This window comes from Alteromonas sp. (assembly GCF_984505615.1).
Map to the genome: position 1 here is coordinate 6,574 of NZ_CFHOXV010000008.1, position 21,135 is coordinate 27,708.

18 protein-coding genes are annotated in these 21,135 nt (G+C 47.7%); 9 read left to right on the top strand and 9 right to left on the bottom strand.

Annotation, left to right across the window (positions count from 1 at the left end; translation table 11 throughout):
• The 3 genes from AC4PME_RS07230 to AC4PME_RS07240 all read left to right on the top strand — a co-directional run.
• A partial coding sequence (locus AC4PME_RS07230) for a TonB-dependent siderophore receptor (RefSeq protein ID WP_491224008.1) occupies positions 1-1,588 on the top strand: 1,588 nt, incomplete at its 5' end.
• 84 nt (positions 1,589-1,672) lie between these two features.
• Entirely contained in the window at positions 1,673-2,164 is a 492-nt protein-coding gene (locus AC4PME_RS07235) for an Lrp/AsnC family transcriptional regulator (RefSeq protein WP_119501657.1), read from the top strand.
• A gap of 1 nt (position 2,165) precedes the next feature.
• Positions 2,166-3,098 (top strand): 2-hydroxyacid dehydrogenase, encoded by a 933-nt coding sequence (locus AC4PME_RS07240; protein ID WP_119501658.1) that lies wholly within the window; start codon positions 2,166-2,168, stop codon positions 3,096-3,098.
• A gap of 61 nt (positions 3,099-3,159) precedes the next feature.
• Here the strand turns inward: AC4PME_RS07240 and AC4PME_RS07245 are convergent, their stop codons facing one another.
• Complete coding sequence (locus tag AC4PME_RS07245) at positions 3,160-5,817, bottom strand: ATP-binding protein (RefSeq protein ID WP_232373361.1); 2,658 nt, start codon at positions 5,815-5,817, stop codon at positions 3,160-3,162.
• Positions 5,818-6,224: 407 nt separating this feature from the next.
• On the opposite strand from AC4PME_RS07245, the gene AC4PME_RS07250 reads away from it, so the two are divergent.
• From AC4PME_RS07250 to AC4PME_RS07260, 3 genes are all read left to right on the top strand, one after another.
• Positions 6,225-7,127 (top strand): SDR family oxidoreductase, encoded by a 903-nt coding sequence (locus tag AC4PME_RS07250; protein ID WP_119501660.1) that lies wholly within the window; start codon positions 6,225-6,227, stop codon positions 7,125-7,127.
• Positions 7,127-7,753, top strand: coding sequence for a trimeric intracellular cation channel family protein (locus tag AC4PME_RS07255; protein ID WP_491045575.1), 627 nt, complete (start codon positions 7,127-7,129; stop codon positions 7,751-7,753). The genes AC4PME_RS07250 and AC4PME_RS07255 overlap by 1 nt, the downstream gene beginning before the upstream one ends.
• Before the next feature lie 89 nt (positions 7,754-7,842).
• Positions 7,843-8,085 (top strand): hypothetical protein, encoded by a 243-nt coding sequence (locus tag AC4PME_RS07260; RefSeq protein ID WP_491226072.1) that lies wholly within the window; start codon positions 7,843-7,845, stop codon positions 8,083-8,085.
• Between the two features lie 27 nt (positions 8,086-8,112).
• On the opposite strand, the gene AC4PME_RS07265 is transcribed toward AC4PME_RS07260, so the two are convergent.
• Positions 8,113-8,691, bottom strand: coding sequence for a DUF1989 domain-containing protein (locus tag AC4PME_RS07265; RefSeq protein ID WP_119501663.1), 579 nt, complete (start codon positions 8,689-8,691; stop codon positions 8,113-8,115).
• A complete protein-coding gene (gene gntA / locus AC4PME_RS07270; RefSeq protein ID WP_119501664.1) occupies positions 8,688-9,359 on the bottom strand; it encodes a guanitoxin biosynthesis heme-dependent pre-guanitoxin N-hydroxylase GntA in 672 nt (223 codons plus the stop codon). Before gntA ends, AC4PME_RS07265 begins: the two co-directional genes overlap by 4 nt.
• A gap of 802 nt (positions 9,360-10,161) precedes the next feature.
• Between gntA and AC4PME_RS07275 the strand changes: the two genes are divergently transcribed.
• Both AC4PME_RS07275 and AC4PME_RS07280 read left to right on the top strand, forming a co-directional pair.
• Positions 10,162-10,722, top strand: coding sequence for a hypothetical protein (locus tag AC4PME_RS07275; protein ID WP_491045576.1), 561 nt, complete (start codon positions 10,162-10,164; stop codon positions 10,720-10,722).
• Positions 10,723-10,757: 35 nt separating this feature from the next.
• Positions 10,758-12,263 (top strand): FAD/NAD(P)-binding protein, encoded by a 1,506-nt coding sequence (locus AC4PME_RS07280; protein WP_491045577.1) that lies wholly within the window; start codon positions 10,758-10,760, stop codon positions 12,261-12,263.
• 85 nt (positions 12,264-12,348) lie between these two features.
• Here the strand turns inward: AC4PME_RS07280 and AC4PME_RS07285 are convergent, their stop codons facing one another.
• Positions 12,349-12,717: a cupin domain-containing protein gene (locus tag AC4PME_RS07285; protein ID WP_491045578.1), complete on the bottom strand. Its 369-nt coding sequence runs from the start codon at positions 12,715-12,717 to the stop codon at positions 12,349-12,351.
• Positions 12,718-12,991: 274 nt separating this feature from the next.
• On the opposite strand from AC4PME_RS07285, the gene AC4PME_RS07290 reads away from it, so the two are divergent.
• Positions 12,992-15,022 carry a BCCT family transporter gene (locus AC4PME_RS07290; protein WP_491045579.1) on the top strand — a complete coding sequence of 677 codons (2,031 nt, stop codon included), beginning with the start codon at positions 12,992-12,994 and terminating at the stop codon, positions 15,020-15,022.
• A gap of 76 nt (positions 15,023-15,098) precedes the next feature.
• Here the strand turns inward: AC4PME_RS07290 and AC4PME_RS07295 are convergent, their stop codons facing one another.
• The 5 genes from AC4PME_RS07295 to AC4PME_RS07315 form a co-directional block, all read right to left on the bottom strand.
• Positions 15,099-18,224, bottom strand: coding sequence for an efflux RND transporter permease subunit (locus AC4PME_RS07295; protein ID WP_491045580.1), 3,126 nt, complete (start codon positions 18,222-18,224; stop codon positions 15,099-15,101).
• A gap of 9 nt (positions 18,225-18,233) precedes the next feature.
• On the bottom strand, positions 18,234-19,469 hold the full coding sequence (locus AC4PME_RS07300) for an efflux RND transporter periplasmic adaptor subunit (protein ID WP_491045581.1): 1,236 nt from the start codon (positions 19,467-19,469) through the stop codon (positions 18,234-18,236).
• A complete protein-coding gene (locus tag AC4PME_RS07305) occupies positions 19,469-19,642 on the bottom strand; it encodes a hypothetical protein (RefSeq protein WP_491045582.1) in 174 nt (57 codons plus the stop codon). The genes AC4PME_RS07300 and AC4PME_RS07305 overlap by 1 nt, the downstream gene beginning before the upstream one ends.
• Positions 19,643-19,644: 2 nt before the next feature.
• Positions 19,645-20,718, bottom strand: a complete 1,074-nt coding sequence (locus AC4PME_RS07310) for a TolC family protein (protein ID WP_491045583.1) — start codon at positions 20,716-20,718, stop codon at positions 19,645-19,647.
• Positions 20,719-20,818: 100 nt separating this feature from the next.
• Positions 20,819-21,097: a hypothetical protein gene (locus AC4PME_RS07315; protein WP_491045584.1), complete on the bottom strand. Its 279-nt coding sequence runs from the start codon at positions 21,095-21,097 to the stop codon at positions 20,819-20,821.
• Positions 21,098-21,135 lie beyond the last annotated feature (38 nt).

Here is a 21,135-nt window from a genome sequence, read left to right on the forward strand (position 1 = left end):
CTACCGGATTGAAGGTGATTATACGAATGCCATTAACAAAGACGCCGCTTTTCGTGTAAACGGCTCCTATGAAGATGCCGGCAGTTTCCGTGATACTGTAGAAAGCAAGAAACTCGCCCTGACACCTTCTGTAACCTATAATTTTGACAGCGATACCAGTGTTACCTACGAACTGGAACTGTTGGATCAGGAAGCGCCGTTTGACCGCGGTATTCCGGTTCTCAACTACGAATTTGGTGCTGTACCCATAGAAAACTTTTATGGTGAACCAAACGACGGTCCCATGCAAATTGAGGCACTGGGCCATCAGTTAACAATTCAGAACCGCATTAACAGCGACTGGAATTTACTGGTTGGTCTGAATTACCGTGAGTCTACATTCGAAGGCTATTCCACAGATATCGAGCTTTCTGCCGGACGTCAATTGTTGTACACAGACGGTGAAACAGTTTCACGTCAGCGACGTTACCGTAATTATGAAGCGGACGATCTCTCCGGTCGTTTTGAGTTCAGCGGCACAGTAGAAGCTGCAGGCCTGACCCACCACATTCTCTTTGGTGCTGATGCCTACGATTACCAGTTAGACCAAATCCAGCAACGCTGGAGAACAGCCTGGCGTACAGGCGACACTACCTACTCTGTCGATTTGCAAAATCCGGTTTACGGACAGGAATTACCGGAAACATCTCCCATGTGGGATAACCGTGAAGAACAGAGCGCATACGGGCTTTACTTTCAGGATCAGATTGACTTAACAGAAAGCTGGAAACTATTGGGTGGCATACGTTTTGACGATTTCGAGCAAACCTTTTACACATACCTGACTGACACAGTTGCAGAGCAATCGCAAACGGCGCTCAGCCCACGTGTAGGTCTGGTGTATGAAATGTCTCCTCTTTATACCTTTTATGCCAGTTATTCTGAAGGGTTCAGACCAAACTCAGGTGCAGACATTAACGGCATGGCTTTCGAGCCGGAAGAAAGTAAATCTTATGAAACGGGCATGAAATTCAGCAATGAAGATGAAAGTTTCAGTGGTACGGTTGCACTTTTCCGTGCTGAAAAAACGAATGTACTCACAGCGGACCCTGTGAACTCAGGCTATTCAGCCGCACTTGGTGCAGCGGAAAGTCAGGGTGTTGAAATCGACATTAATGCTTTTATAGGCGCTGATACTACGCTGACGCTTGCTTACGCATACGTGGATGCAGAAACGTCGAATGATATTATCAATTTTGACTGGGGTGTTGAAATTCCCGCAGGCAGTCAGTTAATTAATATCCCAAAAAATAAAGCTAACCTCACTGCCATGCACTTTTTAAATGTGGCCGGACACGACGCTAAAATCGGCGCCAGTGTAACCTATGTCAGTGACAGATTAGGTGAGACCATCGATCCGGATTATGTGCTGCCCGCCTATACCACGGTGAAGCTGTTCGGCAGCATAAGCTTCTCTGAGCAGCTGTCGGTCAACGCCGATATTGATAACCTGTTCGATAAGGAATACTACGCCAGTTCCTACTCCGCACTGTGGACCCAGCCGGGACCTCCCCGTACAGCAAGGATCAGTGTGAACTACGCGTTTTAAGTAGCAGATTATGCTGGTAAGCGTTGCTTTACGTTACTTAATACAGGTAACGTAAAGCCAGTTAAGTAGTAATCGGAGTATTTTATGGCGGGTACAAAGCTGGATCGTATCGACATCAACATTCTGGCCGAATTGCAGAAAAACGGCCGTATCACCAACACAGACCTGGCTGATGCTGTGGCATTGTCTCCGAGTCCCTGTCTTGCGAGGGTCAAGCGGCTTGAGAAAGCCGGTTACATCACCAGTTACAATGCAAAAATCGCCCTGCACAAATTAGGCGAAACAGCGACGGTATTTACCGAAGTAACGCTGGCAGATCACCACATGGAAGATTTTGCCAAGTTCGAACGGAATATCCGCACTATCGACGAGGTGATTGAATGCCACCTGATCAGTGGCGGATACGATTATCTGCTTAAGTTTGTGACCCGGGGTATTTCTCACTACCAGTCACTGATGGAAGAAATTCTGGAAGCCGATTTCGGGATATCCAAATATTTTAGTTACATCGTGCTGAAATCCCCCATCGAAAAATTGCATTATCCTCTGTCTACTTTATTTAAACCGGAAAAATAACGTGCCGCTGACGCTACTCTATAAAGGACCCGCTGCCCGCGGAGAATGCTGGCAAACAGCAATGGCTAAGGCGTTACCGGAAGTAAACTGGCTGACCTGGCCGGATGTGCCCGATGATAGTGCCGTGGACGGTATTATCACCTGGACGCTGCCGGAAAATGCGTTGTCGCGGTTTACAAATTTGAAAGCGATTTTCTCCGTTGGTGCCGGGGTAGATCAGTTCTCTCCGGCATCACTTTCTTCTGATATAAAGCTGGTAAGAATGGTCGATCCGGCCATCGCTCAGCAAATGAAGACCTATGTTGCCTATGCCGTGTTAATGCTGCACAGGCAACATCTGGACTATGCACAGGAACAACAACGTAAAACCTGGTCTCCCCTGCCTGTGGCCCTGCCACATGAATGCACAGTGGGTATTCTGGGCCTTGGAAATCTGGGCAATGAAGTCGCCACCATGCTTTCCGGGCTGGGCTTTACGGTAAGAGGCTGGAGCAGAAGCGCTAAAAACTTACCGAAAATTACGACATTTCATGGTGAAGAAAGTCTTCCGGCATTTCTTTCCGGATGTCATGTGCTGGTTTGCTTACTGCCACTCACAGAGCAGACACGGGGCATTCTTAATCATGACACGTTGTCGGCACTACCGGCCGGAGCGTCATTGATCAACACCGGACGGGGTGGACATCTGGTTGAAAAGGATTTGCTGGCCTTACTCGACAACGGTCATTTAAATTACGCCGTGCTGGATGTGTTCGAACAGGAGCCGTTACCAGAGTCACACCCGTTCTGGGCGCATCCGAAAATTCATATTACTCCCCACATCGCTTCATCGACAAGCAATGACACTGCTGCTTTGCAGCTTGTTGCTAACATAAAACGCTGGCTCAATGATGAAGCTATGGAAGGGGAAGTGGATTGCAGGCAAGGCTATTAGCCCTGCCTGCATGTGACAATTTGAAAAGAATAGAGCACCCTCTTCAAACTAAGCGGAATATTCAGGATTCCACGGCAGATTTAATCACATCTTTCGTCAGCGGTTTAACCAGGTGTTTTTCAAAACCGGCGTTTTTGGAGTCTTCCAGATAGCGGTCTGATCCCCAGCCACTTTGTGAATAAAACTTGACCTGATACGCCTCCGGCTGAATCTTCAGCACCTTACACAATTCATAGCCGTCAATGCCGGGCATGCCGATATCTAAAAACACACAGTTGGGTCTGAATGCCCTGAATGTTTCCAGCGCTTTAGTCGGGTCTGACACGCCTTTGGTTTTGTATCCCATGGACTCGGCCAGCATGCAATAGGTATCAACAAGGTCTGCATTATCGTCGACAAACATTACCCTGGTTTCTAACGTGACCTCATCTTCGTCAGAACCCACGGTGGTTTCATCATAGGCAATACGCGAAATTGGAAGACGGATAAAGAAGGTGCTCCCCTTGCCCGTGCCTTCACTTTCTACGCGGATATCGCCATGGTGCAGAGCCACAAGCTTGCTCACCAGAGTCAGACCGATCCCCAGCCCGCCCTTAGTATGGGTAGAATGGGCTTCAATTTGCGTGAACATATTAAACACATCTGCAAGCCGTTCCTGAGGGATCCCCATGCCATTATCGGCGATTTCCACCACAACCAGTGAGCCTTCTCCCCGCACCAGGATGCGAATATGTCCGCCATCTTCTGTATATTTGGCAGCATTATGAATGATATTGGAGAATATCTGGCTGAGCCTTGCTTTATCGCCGTAAACAGTGACATGCTCATTCGGGTATTCCACATCAATATGATGATTTTTAGCAGTAAGATGTTCGTTGACCATTTCCAGTGACTGGGAAATCACTTCATGAATAAGTAGTTTTTCGAACTCCAGTTTTACTTTCCCCTGCGTGATCCGCGACACATCCATGAGGTCGTTGACCAATTTGGACATGTAGTTTGCCTGACGACTTATAATGGCTGTCACACGCTTTCTGGTGGCTTCGTCGTCTACGGATTCCAGGATACTGGCACCGGACGTAATCGGCCCTAACGGATTGCGCAACTCATGGGCCAGCGTAGCGAGGAATTCGTTGCGGTAGCGATCCTGTTTTTCAAGCTCCTGAATACTGATATGCATTTTTTCCTGCACATCCAGTGCGTATACCAGGAACATACGATTCAGCCGGTTTGCTGTTTCAATATCGGCTTTGTCGAAGGCATGTGAATACCCGTTAATACGACGTTCGTTCACGGCAAAAGAGGTTCTGGGTTTTAACCGCTCCTCTTTAGGCGCATCTTCGTCTTTTTCATTTTCAACACCAACCCAACGCTGAATACGCGTCGTTTCCTTCCGGAACCATGCCGTAAAGTAGCGTTTCTTTTCGAACAATGGGATGATCATGATCCCCGCGATGCCAAGCTCACGGGCTTCCGGCCACTCTTCATAGAGGTGGTCATTGGTATAGGGAAAGCCGTAACTGTGACTCACCTTAGTAAAAATAGATTTAACCAGTTCAACAGGCAGAACGTTCCCTAAAGAGATGGTTTCGTACTGAGAAAAATACAAAAAACCATCTGAATTTAACGCATCGAGAAACGCTTTCTCACCGCTTTTCACGACTCTGCCAATAGGGTTTGAGGGCCCGATTTTGTCCAGCATTAAATCAACGGCTTTATCCGTTTCTTCTTTTTTAATACGGGCAATTTCTTCTTCTTTCGCCCGCAAATGCCAGCTGAAAAGCTGACTTAAGTTCTCACATTGCAGGCGCACATCCTGAGGAATATAGCAAGGTTCGCGGTGATGGCAGGATATCAGTCCGTACAGCTCACCTTCGGTTACCAGAGAGACGGAAAAAGAGGCCCGCAGCCCCTGGTTACGGATGTACTGCAAATGAACAGGGGAAAAACGGCGCAGCAGAGAGCGGGTTAAATCCAGCGGTTCACGGCCGGTTTCTTCGCGCGACGGGATGAGTTCAGAGGCAGGTAATTCTGTATCCGGTGTCAGACGAACCCAATTAGTTTTATACAGCTCCCTCGCCTGTTTGGGAATATCAGTAGCTGGAAAATAGAGGTCCTGATATGAAGACATATCTTCCGCTTTTGCTTCTGCGATTACCTTACCGGAAAAATCGTCATTAAACTTATACAGTACTACTCTGTCCATGTTGGTGAGGTAGCGGATAGTTGATACCATTTCCGCAGCCATTTCATTTAACGTGGACATTTCTTTAAAACGGGGAGCCACAGACATGGAATACAGTTTAATAAACTGCTCTGCGCTGTACGTATCACGGAATTCAGTAGCCGGTTCCAGTTCAACCACGTAGTGATCTCCACTGTTATAAACTACTGCAAGATATTCGGCTTCGGCCCCTTCACAAAGCAACTTTTCATTTAACCGTATCTTAATAGGCAGCCTGATGTTGTTTTTTGAGACACGCTCAAAGGTATCCGTCAGAAATGATTTACTGTCAGTTTCCGGAGAGAGCAAAGACAGAAAAGCTTTACTTATAATAGAGTCAGCGAACAGGTTTTTTATATTCTCACTGACTATCGATACATCTAACGTCTCTTTCCCGAACGCGATGAGGAAGCCGTAACTCTGAATAGTTTCAGGGATATGGATAGGTTCATCTTCACAACGTTGAAATGAAAATGACGAATTTTGTGTTTGCATCGATACCCCTCTGCAAAGATATTTCATTAGACAAAAGTCTAATACGGAGAAACACGCTAACACATCGACACTCAAATTGATAAGAAAAAGGGAAATGAAAGCCTGCTTTATAGCCCGGCAACCTGTACATACGACGATTTCCGGTTTCAAACAACAGGAATGCTCATGTAGATGTTTCAGGGGGTATGAAATTGCTACCCTGAAAGGGATAACCATTTTGCTATTGAGTCTATAAAACATCTTATACCGGGCCACGTTCAAATACTCCCTCCACCGCGCTGTCCGCCTGCTGTGTGGCCTTTATACAAATGTTCTTTTTTATGGTCTGGTCATTTTTACAAGAAGGAACAAAAGATGCTTTTGAGAGATGATTTTAAAGTCCCGTAAATTAATAAAGGTAATGCAAAATGTCAGAAAATAGTAATATTGAGCTACAGGATCCACGCTATAAGTTTGACTCAGGTAATACCCGAAAAAATACTGGGCAACCTGACCCGGCATTGGATGCTAAATTGAAACCGGAAGCTGATCATGGAGAGTCGGACTATGTGGGATACGGCAGGCTTAAAGGCAGAAAAGCTTTAATTACCGGCGGTGATTCAGGTATCGGTAGGGCTGTAGCAATAGCCTATGCAAGAGAAGGCGCTGACGTAGTCATAAATTATCTTGAGAGTGAACGTATCGATGGTGAAAACACCCTTGCTATTTTAAAACAGGAAGGTATAAGTGCCTTTGCTATAGAAGGGGATTTGAAGGACGAAAAATTCTGTAACCAACTCGTCCGGGAAGCAGCCAATTCACTCGGTGGTTTGGATATCATTGTAAACAATGCCGGCAAGCAAATTTTTGTAGAAAATATTGAGGATCTGAGCACGGAACAATTTCGTTCAACCTTTGAGACCAATGTATTTTCAATGTTCTGGATAACAAAAGCTGCTGTCCGTTTTCTCCCCCCCGGTTCAAGTATAATTAACACTACATCAATACAGTCTTATCAACCTTCCGCCGGCTTACTGGACTACGCTTCCACGAAAGGAGCAATCACATCCTTTACAAAAGCTTGCGCAAAAATGCTCATTGAAAAGGGCATAAGGGTAAATGGTGTTGCTCCGGGCCCGATATGGACCCCGTTGCAACAAAGCGGAGGTCAGCCTGCCGACAAACTGGAAACTTTCGGTCAGAACACGCCCATCGGACGCCCCGGGCAACCTTCCGAGCTCGCTTCCATTTATGTTTATCTTGCGTCCGGTGAATCCAGCTACGTCACTGCAGAAATCATGGGCGTAACCGGCGGCCAACATTTACCATAATGATGAGTGATACGTTGCTGTTATTCCTTAATCTGGCAGGGATCGGATTTTTTGCCATCTCCGGCACGCTTCTGGGCGAAAGGAAAAGTGTAAACGGTTTTGGTATTACTGTACTCGCCACATTGACGGCAACAGGTGGCGGAACAATCCGCGACCTGTTGCTCAATAAACCTGTGTTTTGGATCGAGGACTCCATCTATCTGCTTACCAATTTTGTAGCAATTATGGTGAGTATTCTGTTTATCCGCCGCTTTCCTTCACCGGACAACCGGTATTTTCTTATAGTCGATGCAGCAGGCCTCGCTCTGTTCAATATTATCGGTATTTTTAAGGCCACTCAGGCAGGTGCAGATTTAGTGGTGGCATTGACAATGGGTGTTATCACCTCGGTCTTCGGGGGAATTTTGCGGGACGTAATTTGCAGAGAAGTGCCGGTTACGTTGAAGAACCAGCTGTATGCCACAACCTGTATAGCCGGCGGGCTGACCTATGTCGTTACAACGAATTTAGGTTGGAACACTTATATTTGTGTAGGTATGGCTTTCAGCACCACGTTTGTCATGCGTATGTCTGCAATATATGAAGGATGGCGACTGCAAATTTTTAGTCAAAAGTCTAATGGCTGATTTAAATAGCTACTGCTAGATTCAATGTGGGCTATAGATTAGGTGTGTTTATGAGCAGTAAGATTGAAAGTCCCGCAAGTAATCAAAAAATGTCAGTTTTAGATGGCGTCTCATTCTTTTGTAAAAGTAAACTTGTTCACATTAAAGAGTTTACCGGAGATGTGATTGGCAATAATCTCGAAGCCACATTGACTGATTCCGGCCGTGTCCGTTTTGTATCTGCAGGCCATAATGTACTGGCAGTATCGATGATATCTAATTTTGTCAGTCAGCGATTTTTACTCAAGTTTAATGAGAATAAGTGGGTAATAGAGTCTGAAGAGGCTGCATAAATCACATACAGCCGTTTATCTGTAAAATCAGATAATTTCGTATTGGATGGGTTTATATTTGAAATTGTTCGACTCGCCGGCAGAACAGGCTGTCAGCCCTACTATCATATCCATTTTAGCTTCGAAAACTGTGTAATCGCCCTGCCCGGATTTTGGTGGCAACACACTTAATTTGCCGTTTTTAGCAATTTCTACATTCATAAATGTGTTAAAAGTTGTTCCGATAAGATGAGCAGGTATACCGTATTCCCTGAATGCGTTTACGAGGTTACCGTGGCAGCCGGGTACCGGCTCTTCTTCGGGGTAAAAATGTATAAAAGTGTCCACGCTGCAAGGAGTAAGCAAAAAGTCGTGGTCTTCAACGGTGTCCTCACAAATTTCAAACATCACATGACTTTCATTTGAATATAAAAGCGATGACTTTCCGAAATTAACGCTTTCATTGTAGTCGAGAGAGCGACCTGAAGATAAGTACTCATTATGATTGTCGCTGTTAAAAGCGTACAAGTCTGCTACCTGCTCGCCTTCGGGATCAATCACTTTCAACTTCTGTCCTTTCTTAAGTTCAAACGCTACACCACTTCGCGGTGGAATCGTGTTAATCATAATTTGTCCTTCCTGAAATTAAACGGGCATTGCCAGTTGCCCTCTAAAAGTCTTCCGCTGTACTGCCTGGCTTCTGAATCTGTACCATGATTTTTAAGCATTGGATTAGGTTTGCCATTGAATTCTGCATCTTTTTTCCGGATATGGTCCCTGAAAGCTTCGAACTTTCCTTCATCCCGAAGCTGTTCAAATTGCTGGTGCAGATTGAGAACAATCGCCGGCGAATGAAACCGGCGACTTTTTCGCTTGCTTGCCGGATTTAAACAAATGACAAAAAACGCTTTCCCTCCCAGGCTGTAACCAAAATCTGGTTTTTCCGGGTTATAGCTCACGGAGTCGTCCCAACTGTGTAACGCGATATCGATATCATGCAGTTGCTGTAATTTATTCCACAACATTTTCTCGTATTCTCTTTCACTGCAGTCGTCGGGTGTGTCGAAGGCGAGCACGAGGGATGAAAACATATGTTGCCGTATATCAAACTGCTCGATGAACCGGTAGATTTGATCAAGTATGTCGGGATTTTCCCGTTCATCGGTAAGAGAGGAATATAACCGGACGGTAATTTGCTTTTTGTTAAGAGCTGTTCTGGCTCCGGCACAAGGAAAACCCTGTTGTAAGATGAAGTCTTTTACTGAGTGGCGGGCATCAACACTATCAATCAACATTGCTGACTTCTCCCGCAACTCTTATCAGCCGGCTGAGTTTGAGATTTATCAGCCGGGTTGCAAAGGCAGAAATTACAAAAAAGTAAAAAATTTGTCTCTCGCTTCATAGCAAACCCTCATCCCGAATAGTTGCGAAGGGCCCTGCAAATATTTAGCCGCTGAGGAAAAATGCAAAATAACAAATTATAATCAACCACTTAATGAATTAGTTCAGAATCATACAAAATGAGGTTGTAGAAAATTTTTTCGCGGAACATGAATTTTTTTCAGTTTATTGCGGTTATCAATACAACCCAATTTTATTACAACTGAATAATAATCTTTTAAACACATATGAACGTAGAGGACAGGTTGGCTTAAAGAGAAAAAGGATATTAACATGAAAAATGCGGATGTTATTCCTGCGACTTATGCTTTTCCGGGCTCTGCCGCAGAGCAAATTTTACAAATAAAGCAGGAGAGGATTTGGATTGAGAGTTTTCGCACTTGCTCTGCATGCAATAGTGTAGGAGAAACACTGACATTATACCGGTTTCATGACGGTAGTCAGATCCTCCTCGATTCAGCATTTCCCTTTCCCCGCCCTGTCTTATCTGAACAAGACGATTAAACCTGTGATGCGGAACCCTCAGTGGTTCCGCGTTTCCCTGCAATGATTACAGTACTTTCCGCAAATTTTCCATTTCACATTTTATGGCAAGTACGGTTAATTAATAAAAAACCTTCATATTTCAACAGCTTTTCTAGTGGTATACATGTTGCTGATTGCTCACACAAGCAATTCAGGATCAGGACTACACCCATGTTAAAAATTACAGCGATATATACAGAACAAGCATTGCAGGGAGAAGTTGATCAATCCGGTCTGTACGACTCTTTGAAAGCATTCTTGAACGCATTTCACGGAGGGACTGCTGTTATAGTGACAAAAGCTGAATCGGGCAAAATACAGGACAAATTGGCAAATCAACATTGGTGTAAAGACAGATGTTTTATTGTGCCTTATGCGGGTAAATGCCCGGCCCTGGCATTCTGTCATGGCCTTGCTTATTGTTCTGAAGGCTATTTCACCATCCCCCAACTTTCTGCTTCTGACTTTACTTATTCAGTACACAAAATCGCTGATGCAGCTGGCCATTCACCTGTCATCACTCTGACCACCAGCGGACAGTCAAATCATAAACTCAGCACCCGGGAGTTTCTTTCTGGTCCTCTGGCATTCAGTTCTGCATTGCTGGCCAGTTATCCTATTCGACGGGCAACTCCGGAAGGACTTGAAAAATGGCTCAGCACCATTATTGAAAATGAGCCCGTAGCGGATGCCTGCCAGATGTCAGAAGCTCAGTCTTTAAAGGTTGCGTAGACTTAACCGATAGATGGAACACAGGTGATGCCGGGATGAGTAGCCATATTAAAAAATTAGGTATAGTCGGAGCAGGACCTGCAACAGTATATTTGTTGCACTATTTGAGCTCCCTGAATGAACAGTATTCCATTACCATACTGGAGCACCAGCCTGATGCAGGGCGCGGCCTGCCCTATTGTCAGGCAAACTCACCCTACTCGCTACTTTCAAATTTGTTGCCGGATGAAATTCCTCCTACTGTTAAAAGCTTCCGGGAATGGTGTTCGGACAATAGCATCGCTTTAAAAGATGAGCCGGTTCCCCGCTATCTTATCGGACAATTCCTGCATTGGAGTCTTACCCGTCTGATAAACCAAAGACCCGGTGTTACGCTTATCAGTTCATGCCGTGTCAAATCAGTAAATCTCAATAATTGCGGCACCTTCACGGTTTTCACAGATACTTTTGAGCAATTGGAGTTTGATGATTTAGTGCTCAATACTGGTCATGGAATTACACCCACGGGATCTGACGTGCAGTTTGCTTACCCTCTCAATGAATTGAAAATAAAAGAAACTGTCAAACACGTAAACTTAATTGGTAGTTCTATGACAGCCATTGATTGCGCATTATTTCTTGCTCAAAAGTATGGCTCTTTTCAGTGTGAATCAGATAAGTGGATTTATATACCTTCGAAGCCAGTCGAAATAAAAATGCATTCTACGTCAGGACTGTTTCCCTTACCTTTTTTCCGTAGCCGGAATCTCCAGCCAGAAATAAAAAAACTGATCGAAGCCAGTGACTTGAGCGGAACTTCCAGACGTTCACTGGACCGGTTATACCGGACTGTTCTGCTGCGATTGCTGAAAAAATATGCTCCTCGTATTTATCACCAAAGCAATACAAGAAATTTCCGGGAGTTTATACAAAAATGGCAAAGCTCTGTATTTCATCAGCGTGCTGATACTTCTTTAAAACTTGGTATGTTCATGAACCACAGATGTGAAGAATTCTCTGTAGTGCTGGCGATATTCGAAGTATTTTTTGACAGTCTATGTGACTTAAAAATCACTTTTTCTCCGGAAGACCAGACATTTATTTCAAGCGTTTGTATTCCGTTTCTGGCAAAAAATAATGGCGCTTTGCCTTCCACTTCAGCAAATAAAATTCTGGCTCTGATGGAATCCGGCACTCTCTCTATTGAACGGGTTCAAAAAACGTCGTCTGAGCCGCAGTTACCGGGAATTGATGGCACCACAGTGACCATCGATTGCAGGGCTGCAGGCAAAACACAAAGGGACCCTTTGATACAAAACCTGGCTGGTAATGGCCTCGTCAGGTTATCCGGACAAACAAACTCCCGAAATATAAAACGGATAGAAACAGATAATGAATATCGCGCCTACATATCGTCAGGGACTCAGGCCACTATATATGTAAGCTCTGCTCCATTACTTCGTGCGACATCAAATACATTGCCGGGAATGTCAGTAACGGCAAACATAGCAAAGTCTATCGCAGATTCCTTAGCTGGCGCCAATCAAAAGGAGTGCGCCTGATTAATCAGACGAACTGATGCGCAGCCATACCTGCCGGTACAACACCGACAGTCTTTAGAACGTGAAACACGTGCGACAAAAAATGTTAACACTGCTCTTCATTATATACACACACATACACTTTTTTATAAGTTTCTATCGTCCGCCACGTACCACGGTAACCGTCTTCCATGAAAAATGTATCGCCAGCACTGTATCGCTTCGGCTCACAACCGTCTTCGGTGAGTTCGATTTCACCTTCAATCATGTAGCAAAATTCTAGCATGCCATTTTTGGCCGAGCGGTTAACTCCGGGTTCGCCGGACATCACACCAATTTTCACTTTTTTAGAAGCTGACAAGTAAGGCGCCCACAATTGTAAAAGCGGATTACCTTCCAACAGGATGTCAGGATTCACAAAACGTTCTTCCGGACTCTCTGCAGGGGACTGCTCAACGGTATTCAGTAAAGTCATAATGATTCCATGTAAATTGTTGGCAGAAATTCTATCCCGGCTCTTCCCGCAGATTAGCCTCTTCACTTCCGGTGTTAAGGCATAAAATAGTTAAATCCGCGGTCAAATCTGCTTATTTCGCTGAAAACCCTGAAGGGATTCACACGCTTTGACGCAACAGGTGAAACCGGCAATGTTATCAGGAGGTGAACTAATCCTTACCGTGCGCTGTACCCATCATCTGAAGGCTGTCTTTAAAGGCACGAAGATGCACTGTCATTGCTAAGGATAAGATATGAAAGAAAAGGCGACCCGCTCCACCATACTCATTCCGGTATTCTTGCCGGCTGTTACCATTATCTTATTGCTGGTCGCCGGCACCATCAGTAATCCGGAATTAGCCGGAGAAGCTTTTGACAGCACGTTAGCGTGGATCACCAAAACCTTTGGTTGGTTTTACATGCTGTCAGTCGCACTGTTTCTTATGTTCATTGTGGCGGTGGCTGCCTCGGGTTGGGGAAACATTAAACTCGGGCCGGATCACGCCGAACCGCAATACAGTTTTCCTGAATGGTTTGCCATGCTGTTTTCAGCCGGGTATGGCGTTGCCCTTCTCTACTTCGGCGTTGCTGAGCCGGTGTTGCATTATGCCTCGCCACCGGCCGGCGCACCGGAAACCATTGATGCCGCTAAACAGGCGATGCAAATTGCTTTCTTTCACTGGGGATTTCATATCTGGGCCATTTACGGCCTTGTAGGCCTGGTGCTGGCTTATTTCGCATTTCGTCACGGGTTGCCCTTGTCTATCCGCTCGGCCCTGTACCCGCTTATCGGCGATAAAATTTATGGTCCCCTCGGACATGCCGTAGACATTTTCGCGATTCTGGGCACGCTATTCGGTATTGCCACCACCCTTGGCCTTTCAGTAACGCAAATTAATGCCGGGCTGAACTATCTGTCATCCGACATTCCCATCAATACCACCGTGCAGATCATTACCATTGCAATGATTACACTGGCAGCAACGGTATCGGTAGTTGCCGGGATGGACAAAGGTGTGAAGCGCTTATCAATATTGAACATGGTTCTGGCGGTCTCTCTCATGAGTTTTGTTTTTGTGCTTGGCGAGACGGTTCATATCCTCGAGTCTTATTTACAAAATACCGGCAGTTACCTGAACGGCATTGTGGCCCGGACATTTAATATTCAGGCGTACAGCCGCAGTGACTGGATTGGCAACTGGACCTTGTTTATCTTCGGCTGGACGATTGCCTGGGCGCCTTTTGTGGGCATGTTTATCGCCAAAATTAGCCGTGGCCGTACTATCCGTCAGTTTGTTGTCGGTGTAATGCTTGTACCTACCCTGTTTACCTTTTTGTGGTTTTCGGTATTCGGTGATACAGCACTCAACGCCATTATGAACGAGGGGGTCACCAGCCTTATTTCGGAAGTACAGGCAAACCACGCCATCGCATTGTTCAAGCTGTACGATCAGTTACCGCTATCGTCATTACTATCGGCGCTCACTGTGGTGCTCATCATTACCTTTTTTGTCACCTCATCAGATTCAGGTTCGCTGGTTATTGATTCGCTGGCTTCCGGCGGCAACCCTCACAGTCCGGTGTGGCAACGTGTATTCTGGGCCTTCCTGGAAGGGACTGTGGCAGCAGTACTATTGTTGGCCGGCGGTCTGAGTGCTCTGCAAACCATGACCATTGCCAGTGCACTGCCTTTTGCTGTGATCATGCTGCTGGCAGCAACCGGCCTGTGGCGGGCGCTGGTTATCGAGGGCTACAGAAATAACAGTCTTCAGGCGCATACGCTGAACAAAAATAACCGTAGCGGTTCCCAGTGGCAACGCCGGCTGGCGTCTATGGTGGATTATCCTGATAAACAAACCGTGCATAATTTTATTAAGGATACCGTCGTACTTGCCATGAATGATGTCCGTGATGAGCTTAAATCGAAGGAATGGCATGCCGGTGTAACCTTTGATGAGGAATTAAGCCGTGCATGGTTAACGGTTGAGCGTCACGACCACATGGATTTTGTGTACGATATTCGTATGACAGAACATCTGGTACCGGGCTTCAGCTACGCTGAACTTAAACCTGAAGAGGATGAGTCGGAAAAATATTACCGTGCGGAGGTATTTTTGCGCCGTGGCGGCTTGTCATACGATATTTACGGATACGCGAAAGACAACATCGTTAAAGATATTCTTGATCAGTTTGAAAACTATCTGCACTTTCTGGACAACAGCCCGGGCGAATTGCCGTGGAACATGGATGATCACGACGATATGTTGAAAAAGCCGGAACAGTAAAAAGGACGAGAACCCGCTACTTTGAAGAACACCGGTCTGCGCTTTGCACACCGGTGTTTTTATCTACCTGTGAGCGTCAGGATTCAGCTTTATTTTCACGGATAAACCAGGGATAGAAAACGGGCAGAACTACCAGCGTTAACAGTGTGCTGGTGATCAGTCCACCAACGACTACCGACGCTAACGGTTTCTGAATTTCAGCACCAATACCATTGGACAGCAGCATAGGCACCAGACCCAGCGCAGATGTTGCTGCCGTCATCAGAACCGGTCGCAATCTGGATGCTGCACCGGCCAGTACACTTTGGCCGAGATCTGTACCGCTCTGCCTGCGCTGATTGATGCTTTCCACCATGACCACACCATTCAGAACTGCAACCCCGAACAAGGTAATAAAGCCAACTGAACTGGGCACAGACAAATAATGCCCGCTGACAAACAATGACAGCACGCCACCCACAGCCGCCAGCGGCACGTTCAGCATAATAAGCAACACCCAGTCCACACGCTTAAACGCAAAGAACAGTAACAGCGCAATGAGCACCAGTGACAACGGCACCACCACCGACAAACGCTGCATGGCCCGTTGCTGGTTTTCAAACTGACCACCAATCTGCACGGTGTATCCGGCGGGTAACATCACTTTGCTGTCGATCTGCTGGCTGATATCAGCAACCACGCTGCCCATGTCACGGCCTTCCACGTTGGCCTGAATAACCACCCGCCGCTGAACATCATCCCGGCGGATTTGAGGCGGGCCTGATTCAATTTCGATACTTGCCACATCTTTCAGGCGCACCCTCGCCCCCTGAGCGGATAACAGACGTAATTCCTCCAGAGCGGGAATGTTGTCACGATAAGGGCCGGCGAACCGCACCATAATATCGTAACGTTCGTTACCGTTAATGATCTGACCGGCTTCCTGACCGCCAAGTCCCTGCTGTACCAGCCCCATCACATCAGCCACATTCAGACCGTACTGGCTGAGCGCCCGCCTGTCGGGACGGATAACCAGCTGGGCTTCACCGGATATTTGTTCAAGGGCTACATCCCGTGTTCCGGCAACCTGCGCAACCACATCGTTGATTTGTTGCCCGTAGCTGGCCAGTTCTGCAAGATCCGGCCCGAACAACTTAATAGCAAGCTGCGCTTTAACGCCGGATAACAGTTCGTCCACACGGGTGGCAATGGGTTGAGAAAAGTTAAAGAGTAAGCCCGGATGAATTTCCAGCTTTTCTTCCATGTGTTTTTGCAGGCCGGTACGGGTATCCGCTGTTGTCCAGGACGATTGGGGCGTCAAGCCGATATAGATTTCAATATTGTTTACCGGCTCAGGGTCACCACCAATTTCAGCCCGGCCTATCTTACTCACCGCATAGGTGACTTCCGGAAACTCCAGCAATAAGGCTTCCAGTTTCGGGGCCACGTCCAGTGCGGTTTGCAAGCTGGCAGACGGCGCCAGCGTCACCCGCAGATTAATTGTCCCCTCTTCCAGCTCCGGTGCGAATTCGGTGCCCAGGCGTGGAATAATGAACGCAGTGATCACCAACAAGCCCGCCATACCGGCAACGAGCAGTTTCCGTCGATGCATTGCTTTTTCAAGCAATGCTTTGTAGCGCAATTCCAGACTGTTCAGGATCCGGTTTTCCCGCACACGTACGGGTCTGAACGACAACACGTACGTCGCCAGAACGGGTACAAAAATCAGTGCCACAATGACCGCGCAAATCAGTGCCAGCATAATGGCTACGGCCATGGGCTGGAACAACTTGGCTTCCACCCCTTCAAAGCTGAATAATGGGGTAAACACCACCAGAATGATGAGTGTAGCGAAGAATACAGGCCGCGCGACTTCTTTGGTGGCCATAACCACTGAATCCGCCATGGATTTTCCGGGCTGTTCACGCAGCCGTTGATAAAGGTTTTCAACTACCACCACCGAACCGTCTACCAGCATACCGATGGCCACGGCAATACCGCCGAGGGACATTAAGTTTGCCGAAATGCCCAGCAAACTCAGCACACTGAGTGCGAAAGCAATGGAAACCGGAATCGACAGCAATACCAGGAAAGTAGCGCGGGCGCTGAGCAGGAATAAGGCCAAAACCACAACAATGAAGCAGAATGCCAGAATTAATGCCTGAACCACCGTGCCGACCGCCTGATGGATAAGATCAGCCTGATCGTAATAAGGCTCAAAGGTGACACCTTCCGGCAGGGCCTTTTCGATGACGGGCAACCGCGCATTAATTGCATTGATTGTCGCGTTAGTGTTGGCCCCCATTCTTTTCAGCACAACGCCTGAAACCACTTCACCACGATTAATGATCCGGCCGTTGTCGTCTTTGACTGACATGGTTACCGCACCCTGACGGATCTCGGCGCCCATTTCGACATTTGCCACATCACCTACGGTGACCAGCGCCTGCCCCTCGTTTTTAAGCGGGATCTGGCGCATGGCGGCCAGTGCGTCTTCGCCACTACCCAGCCAGCCGGTCCCTCTGATAACAAGCTGTTCCGGGCCACGGTCCAGATACCAGCCGCCGGCGTTATTGTTATTTTTCTCCAGTGCGCTAATCACGTCCTGTTGAGTAAGGTTGTAAGACAACAGCCGGTTTGGATACACGTTTACCTGGTACTGCCTCACCTCACCGCCGAAAGACAACACATCAGTGATCCCGTCAACGGGCATCAGCAACAGTTTCAGCAAGTAGTCGTTCAAACTGCGCAGTGCTTTACTGTCATAACCGGAGCCCGGTTCTGCAATCAGCAAATACTGATAGACCTGCCCTAACCCGGACGTATTCGGGCCGATAACCGGTTCTCCCACACCTTCAGGGATCATTTGTGCCGCCAGTTGCAGGCGTTCAAAAACCAGTTGTCTGGCAAAATAAATATCGGTGCCTTCCTTAAACACCACCGTAATACCGGACAAACCGGTTTTAGAAATGGACCGCACCTCTTCCACATCGGGCAACGCATACATCACAGCCTCAACCGGATACGTAATGAGTTGCTCAACCTCTTCAGCAGCGAGGCCGGGGGCTTCAGTATTAATTGCCACCTGAACATTGGTGACGTCCGGAAACGCATCAAGGTTTAATTGCGGTACCATGGTGGCGGCTAATCCGCACAGTGCAATGAGCGCAAGTAAAAACAGTGCGCGCAGACGCACCACATTATCAATCATGTTACTAAACACGGCGCTCTCCTAGTGATTATGCGGGTCAAAACCGCCTTTAGCGATTTCAGATGCCACAAAGAATGCGCCGGATGACACATAGATAACACCGGATTCAACACCGGAAATTTGCTGAAATTCACCGAATCTTTTACCTAATGTCACGGTTTGTGCCTGCAACGTGCCGTCCTCACCGGTAACAAATATTTGCCACTCACCGTCTGCATCACGCATCAGCGCAGACTCAGGTACAGCGAGAATATTTTCAGCAAAAGGTGACTGAAAATAGATATCGGCAAACATGCCGGCATGAAATTGATGGCGCAGATTATTCAGATCCATCCTTACCACCCGTGTGCGGGTTTGCGGATCGATGGTATGGGCTTCCTGAGTGATAGTAGCAATGGCCCGCAGGCCGCCGGCCATGACCACCGCTTCCGTGCCTACTTTCAGCGGCAGATCGTTGTGTGCAGGCAGCCGGGCTTCAACCCACAGTCTTGCTTCATCTGAAATCAGCATCAAAGACTGGCCGGCTTCGATACGCTGGCCCTGATTAAATTCGTCCTGCATCACCACACCGTCAGACAACGCTGAGAGCGTATATTCACCCAGCGGATAGTCGTCCTGTCCGGCAATGGCATCAATAGTATCGTTACGCAGGCCAAACGCTTTCAAACGGCGGCTTGCCGCATTGAATTGCGTCCGCGCACTGACAAAGCGCTTCTCTCCCACCGCCTGCTGACCAAGCTGCTTAACCCGGAACCATTCGGTCGCCGCCTGTTGCAGCGCACTCTGGGCTGTCACCATCTCTTCACTGAACAGGCCCACCAGAGGCTGACCTGCTTTCACGTGCTCACCTAACGCAGCATAGCGTGTGGTAACCACTGAGCTTACCCGTGGCGACACGATGTAACTTTGATAACCGTTGGCTTTAATTTCTCCCGGCGCATAGGCAGAAGCACTTAACGTCTGCAGGTTTAACGTATCTAAACGGATCCCTGCCATTTGCCGTTGAGCCTCAGACAAAACAACTGCTGCTGACTCGCCATGCTCACCATGATGGTCTTCATCGTGCCCGTCTTCGTCATGAACTTTTTCATCATGATTTTCAGCCTGATGCTCCCGCGCTTCTTCGTGTGAATGTTCTTCAGCGTGGCTGTGCTGCTGCGCCGTCGCTGTGAAAGAGAAAAGTATGACTGACAGAGAAAATACCGTGCAACGCAGCGATAACCCCGTAAAGCGGAATAAGTGACTTAATTTAATCATTATCGTGTTCCTTCTGCGCCCGGTTTATGAGCCGGCATTGCGGTAAGTAATGAGGGTAATGTTGCAGTGACCTGCAACCAGGTGAGATGACTTTCTTTAAAGGCGGCTTCCAGCGCCAGTGCGGCCCGTTTGCCCTGACGTAACTGGGTGATCTGATTCTGATAAGCCGCCATGCTTAAATCACCCTGCGCATATCGGGATTGCAATACACTGAATTGCTGATCGAGCTGACCTGCTGCCAGCGCTGAAAACGCTGCCGGTGCTGAAGCGCATTCCGGTACGCCAGAGACACGGCACTTTTTTGTGTCTGTAAGGTGTTTTTAAACATCAGTTCAGCCGACAGCGCCTGCTCATTCGCGGCTGCATTAGCATCACTGAAATCATTACGCCACTGCAGGGGCACAGACACATTCAGTGAAACCAGTCCTTCACCGGCTTGTTTGCCGGCGCCAAGATCAATAACCGGAACGGGCTTATTTCCCTGACGTTCGTTCGCGGCCTGTTGCTTCGCCACCAGCCAGCTGAACCGGGCAACCTGTGATTGCGGTAGAGCCATAATGTCACTTCCCGGCAGCAACGCCGGCTCATCTTGCCAGACAGCATCAGGAATGGCGGGAAAACCCATGTCTCTCACACCCAGTTGTTCCAGTGTTTGCTCTGCCTGCAATACCGCAAAGCTGGCTTCACCTTCCCATACCAGGCTGTCAGCCAGAATCGCCTTCGCAATGGCAACATCGGTTTGTGTAATCTCACCCGCAGCCTGTTGCCGCTCAGACAGAGACAACATGGCATAATCACGGCTCACCTGCTCCGAAGCCAGCGCCAGTGCTTTGCGCGCCAGATAGCCATTGAGCTGCGCATCAACCAGCCGGGCAAGCAACTGATTTGTCAAAGCGGAAAGCTCAGCCTCTGCAAGTGAGAACTGCGCCTCTGCCACATCAGTACGGGTTTGTTTTACATCCCACCAGTCAATCTGCGAGGACAGTCCGATTTGATAGTTGGTTTCTTCCCCTTCCCGCTCCACACTGGTTTGCAGTTCAGGGTTAAAAAGAGGCAGGGATGCGGCTTTACGCCCATACCGGTTCGCTGATACCGCCCGCTGCTGAGCCTGCAACTGCGGGTTTTCGTTTATGGTGCCCAGGGTCATACTGGCCCAGTCTGCAGTTCCAGTGGCAGACGCAGACGGATAAACAATCATGAATGCACAGGCTGCGACAACACGCGCAGCCGTAGTGACACGTTTTTGCATAGTTTTTCTCTTAATTCTGTGATTAACGTTTTCTGTTGACATCAACAGAGCTGTAAACAGGCGCTGTGATTGCGCCGGAATTAAGCAGAAATAGGAGGCCTTAACAGATTGGATAGGTAGCCGTCACCGGCTGAAGAAGGGTTGCCACGGGCAGGAAAACATGATGACCACCATGACAGTGGCAACAATGATGGCAGTCATAGGCACCGCCATCTTCACTGATATCAAAGGATTGAGAAAAACTCACATCACTGCCGGCATCGTCGTCGTGACCATGTTCGAAAGTCAGGTGTTCAGTACCGGACTGATGGGCTTCGTGATTATCAAACGCCGACGCCATGCTCTGACAACAAAATGCCATGAGCAGAACGACTATCAACGATCTTAACCGGGTTGAAACCACACTGAGCCTTCTCA

Excerpts from the sequence above, each read along its gene's own strand:
- AC4PME_RS07235 (WP_119501657.1), top strand. The coding sequence starts at position 1,673 with ATGGCGGGTACAAAGCTGGATCGTATCGACATCAACATTCTGGCCGAA.
- AC4PME_RS07245 (WP_232373361.1), bottom strand. The coding sequence starts at position 5,817 with ATGCAAACACAAAATTCGTCATTTTCATTTCAACGTTGTGAAGATGAA.
- AC4PME_RS07250 (WP_119501660.1), top strand. The coding sequence starts at position 6,225 with ATGTCAGAAAATAGTAATATTGAGCTACAGGATCCACGCTATAAGTTT.
- AC4PME_RS07255 (WP_491045575.1), top strand. The coding sequence starts at position 7,127 with ATGATGAGTGATACGTTGCTGTTATTCCTTAATCTGGCAGGGATCGGA.
- AC4PME_RS07260 (WP_491226072.1), top strand. The coding sequence starts at position 7,843 with ATGTCAGTTTTAGATGGCGTCTCATTCTTTTGTAAAAGTAAACTTGTT.
- AC4PME_RS07265 (WP_119501663.1), bottom strand. The coding sequence starts at position 8,691 with ATGATTAACACGATTCCACCGCGAAGTGGTGTAGCGTTTGAACTTAAG.
- gntA (WP_119501664.1), bottom strand. The coding sequence starts at position 9,359 with ATGTTGATTGATAGTGTTGATGCCCGCCACTCAGTAAAAGACTTCATC.
- AC4PME_RS07275 (WP_491045576.1), top strand. The coding sequence starts at position 10,162 with ATGTTAAAAATTACAGCGATATATACAGAACAAGCATTGCAGGGAGAA.
- AC4PME_RS07280 (WP_491045577.1), top strand. The coding sequence starts at position 10,758 with ATGAGTAGCCATATTAAAAAATTAGGTATAGTCGGAGCAGGACCTGCA.
- AC4PME_RS07285 (WP_491045578.1), bottom strand. The coding sequence starts at position 12,717 with ATGACTTTACTGAATACCGTTGAGCAGTCCCCTGCAGAGAGTCCGGAA.
- AC4PME_RS07290 (WP_491045579.1), top strand. The coding sequence starts at position 12,992 with ATGAAAGAAAAGGCGACCCGCTCCACCATACTCATTCCGGTATTCTTG.
- AC4PME_RS07300 (WP_491045581.1), bottom strand. The coding sequence starts at position 19,469 with ATGATTAAATTAAGTCACTTATTCCGCTTTACGGGGTTATCGCTGCGT.
- AC4PME_RS07305 (WP_491045582.1), bottom strand. The coding sequence starts at position 19,642 with ATGGCGGCTTATCAGAATCAGATCACCCAGTTACGTCAGGGCAAACGG.
- AC4PME_RS07310 (WP_491045583.1), bottom strand. The coding sequence starts at position 20,718 with ATGCAAAAACGTGTCACTACGGCTGCGCGTGTTGTCGCAGCCTGTGCA.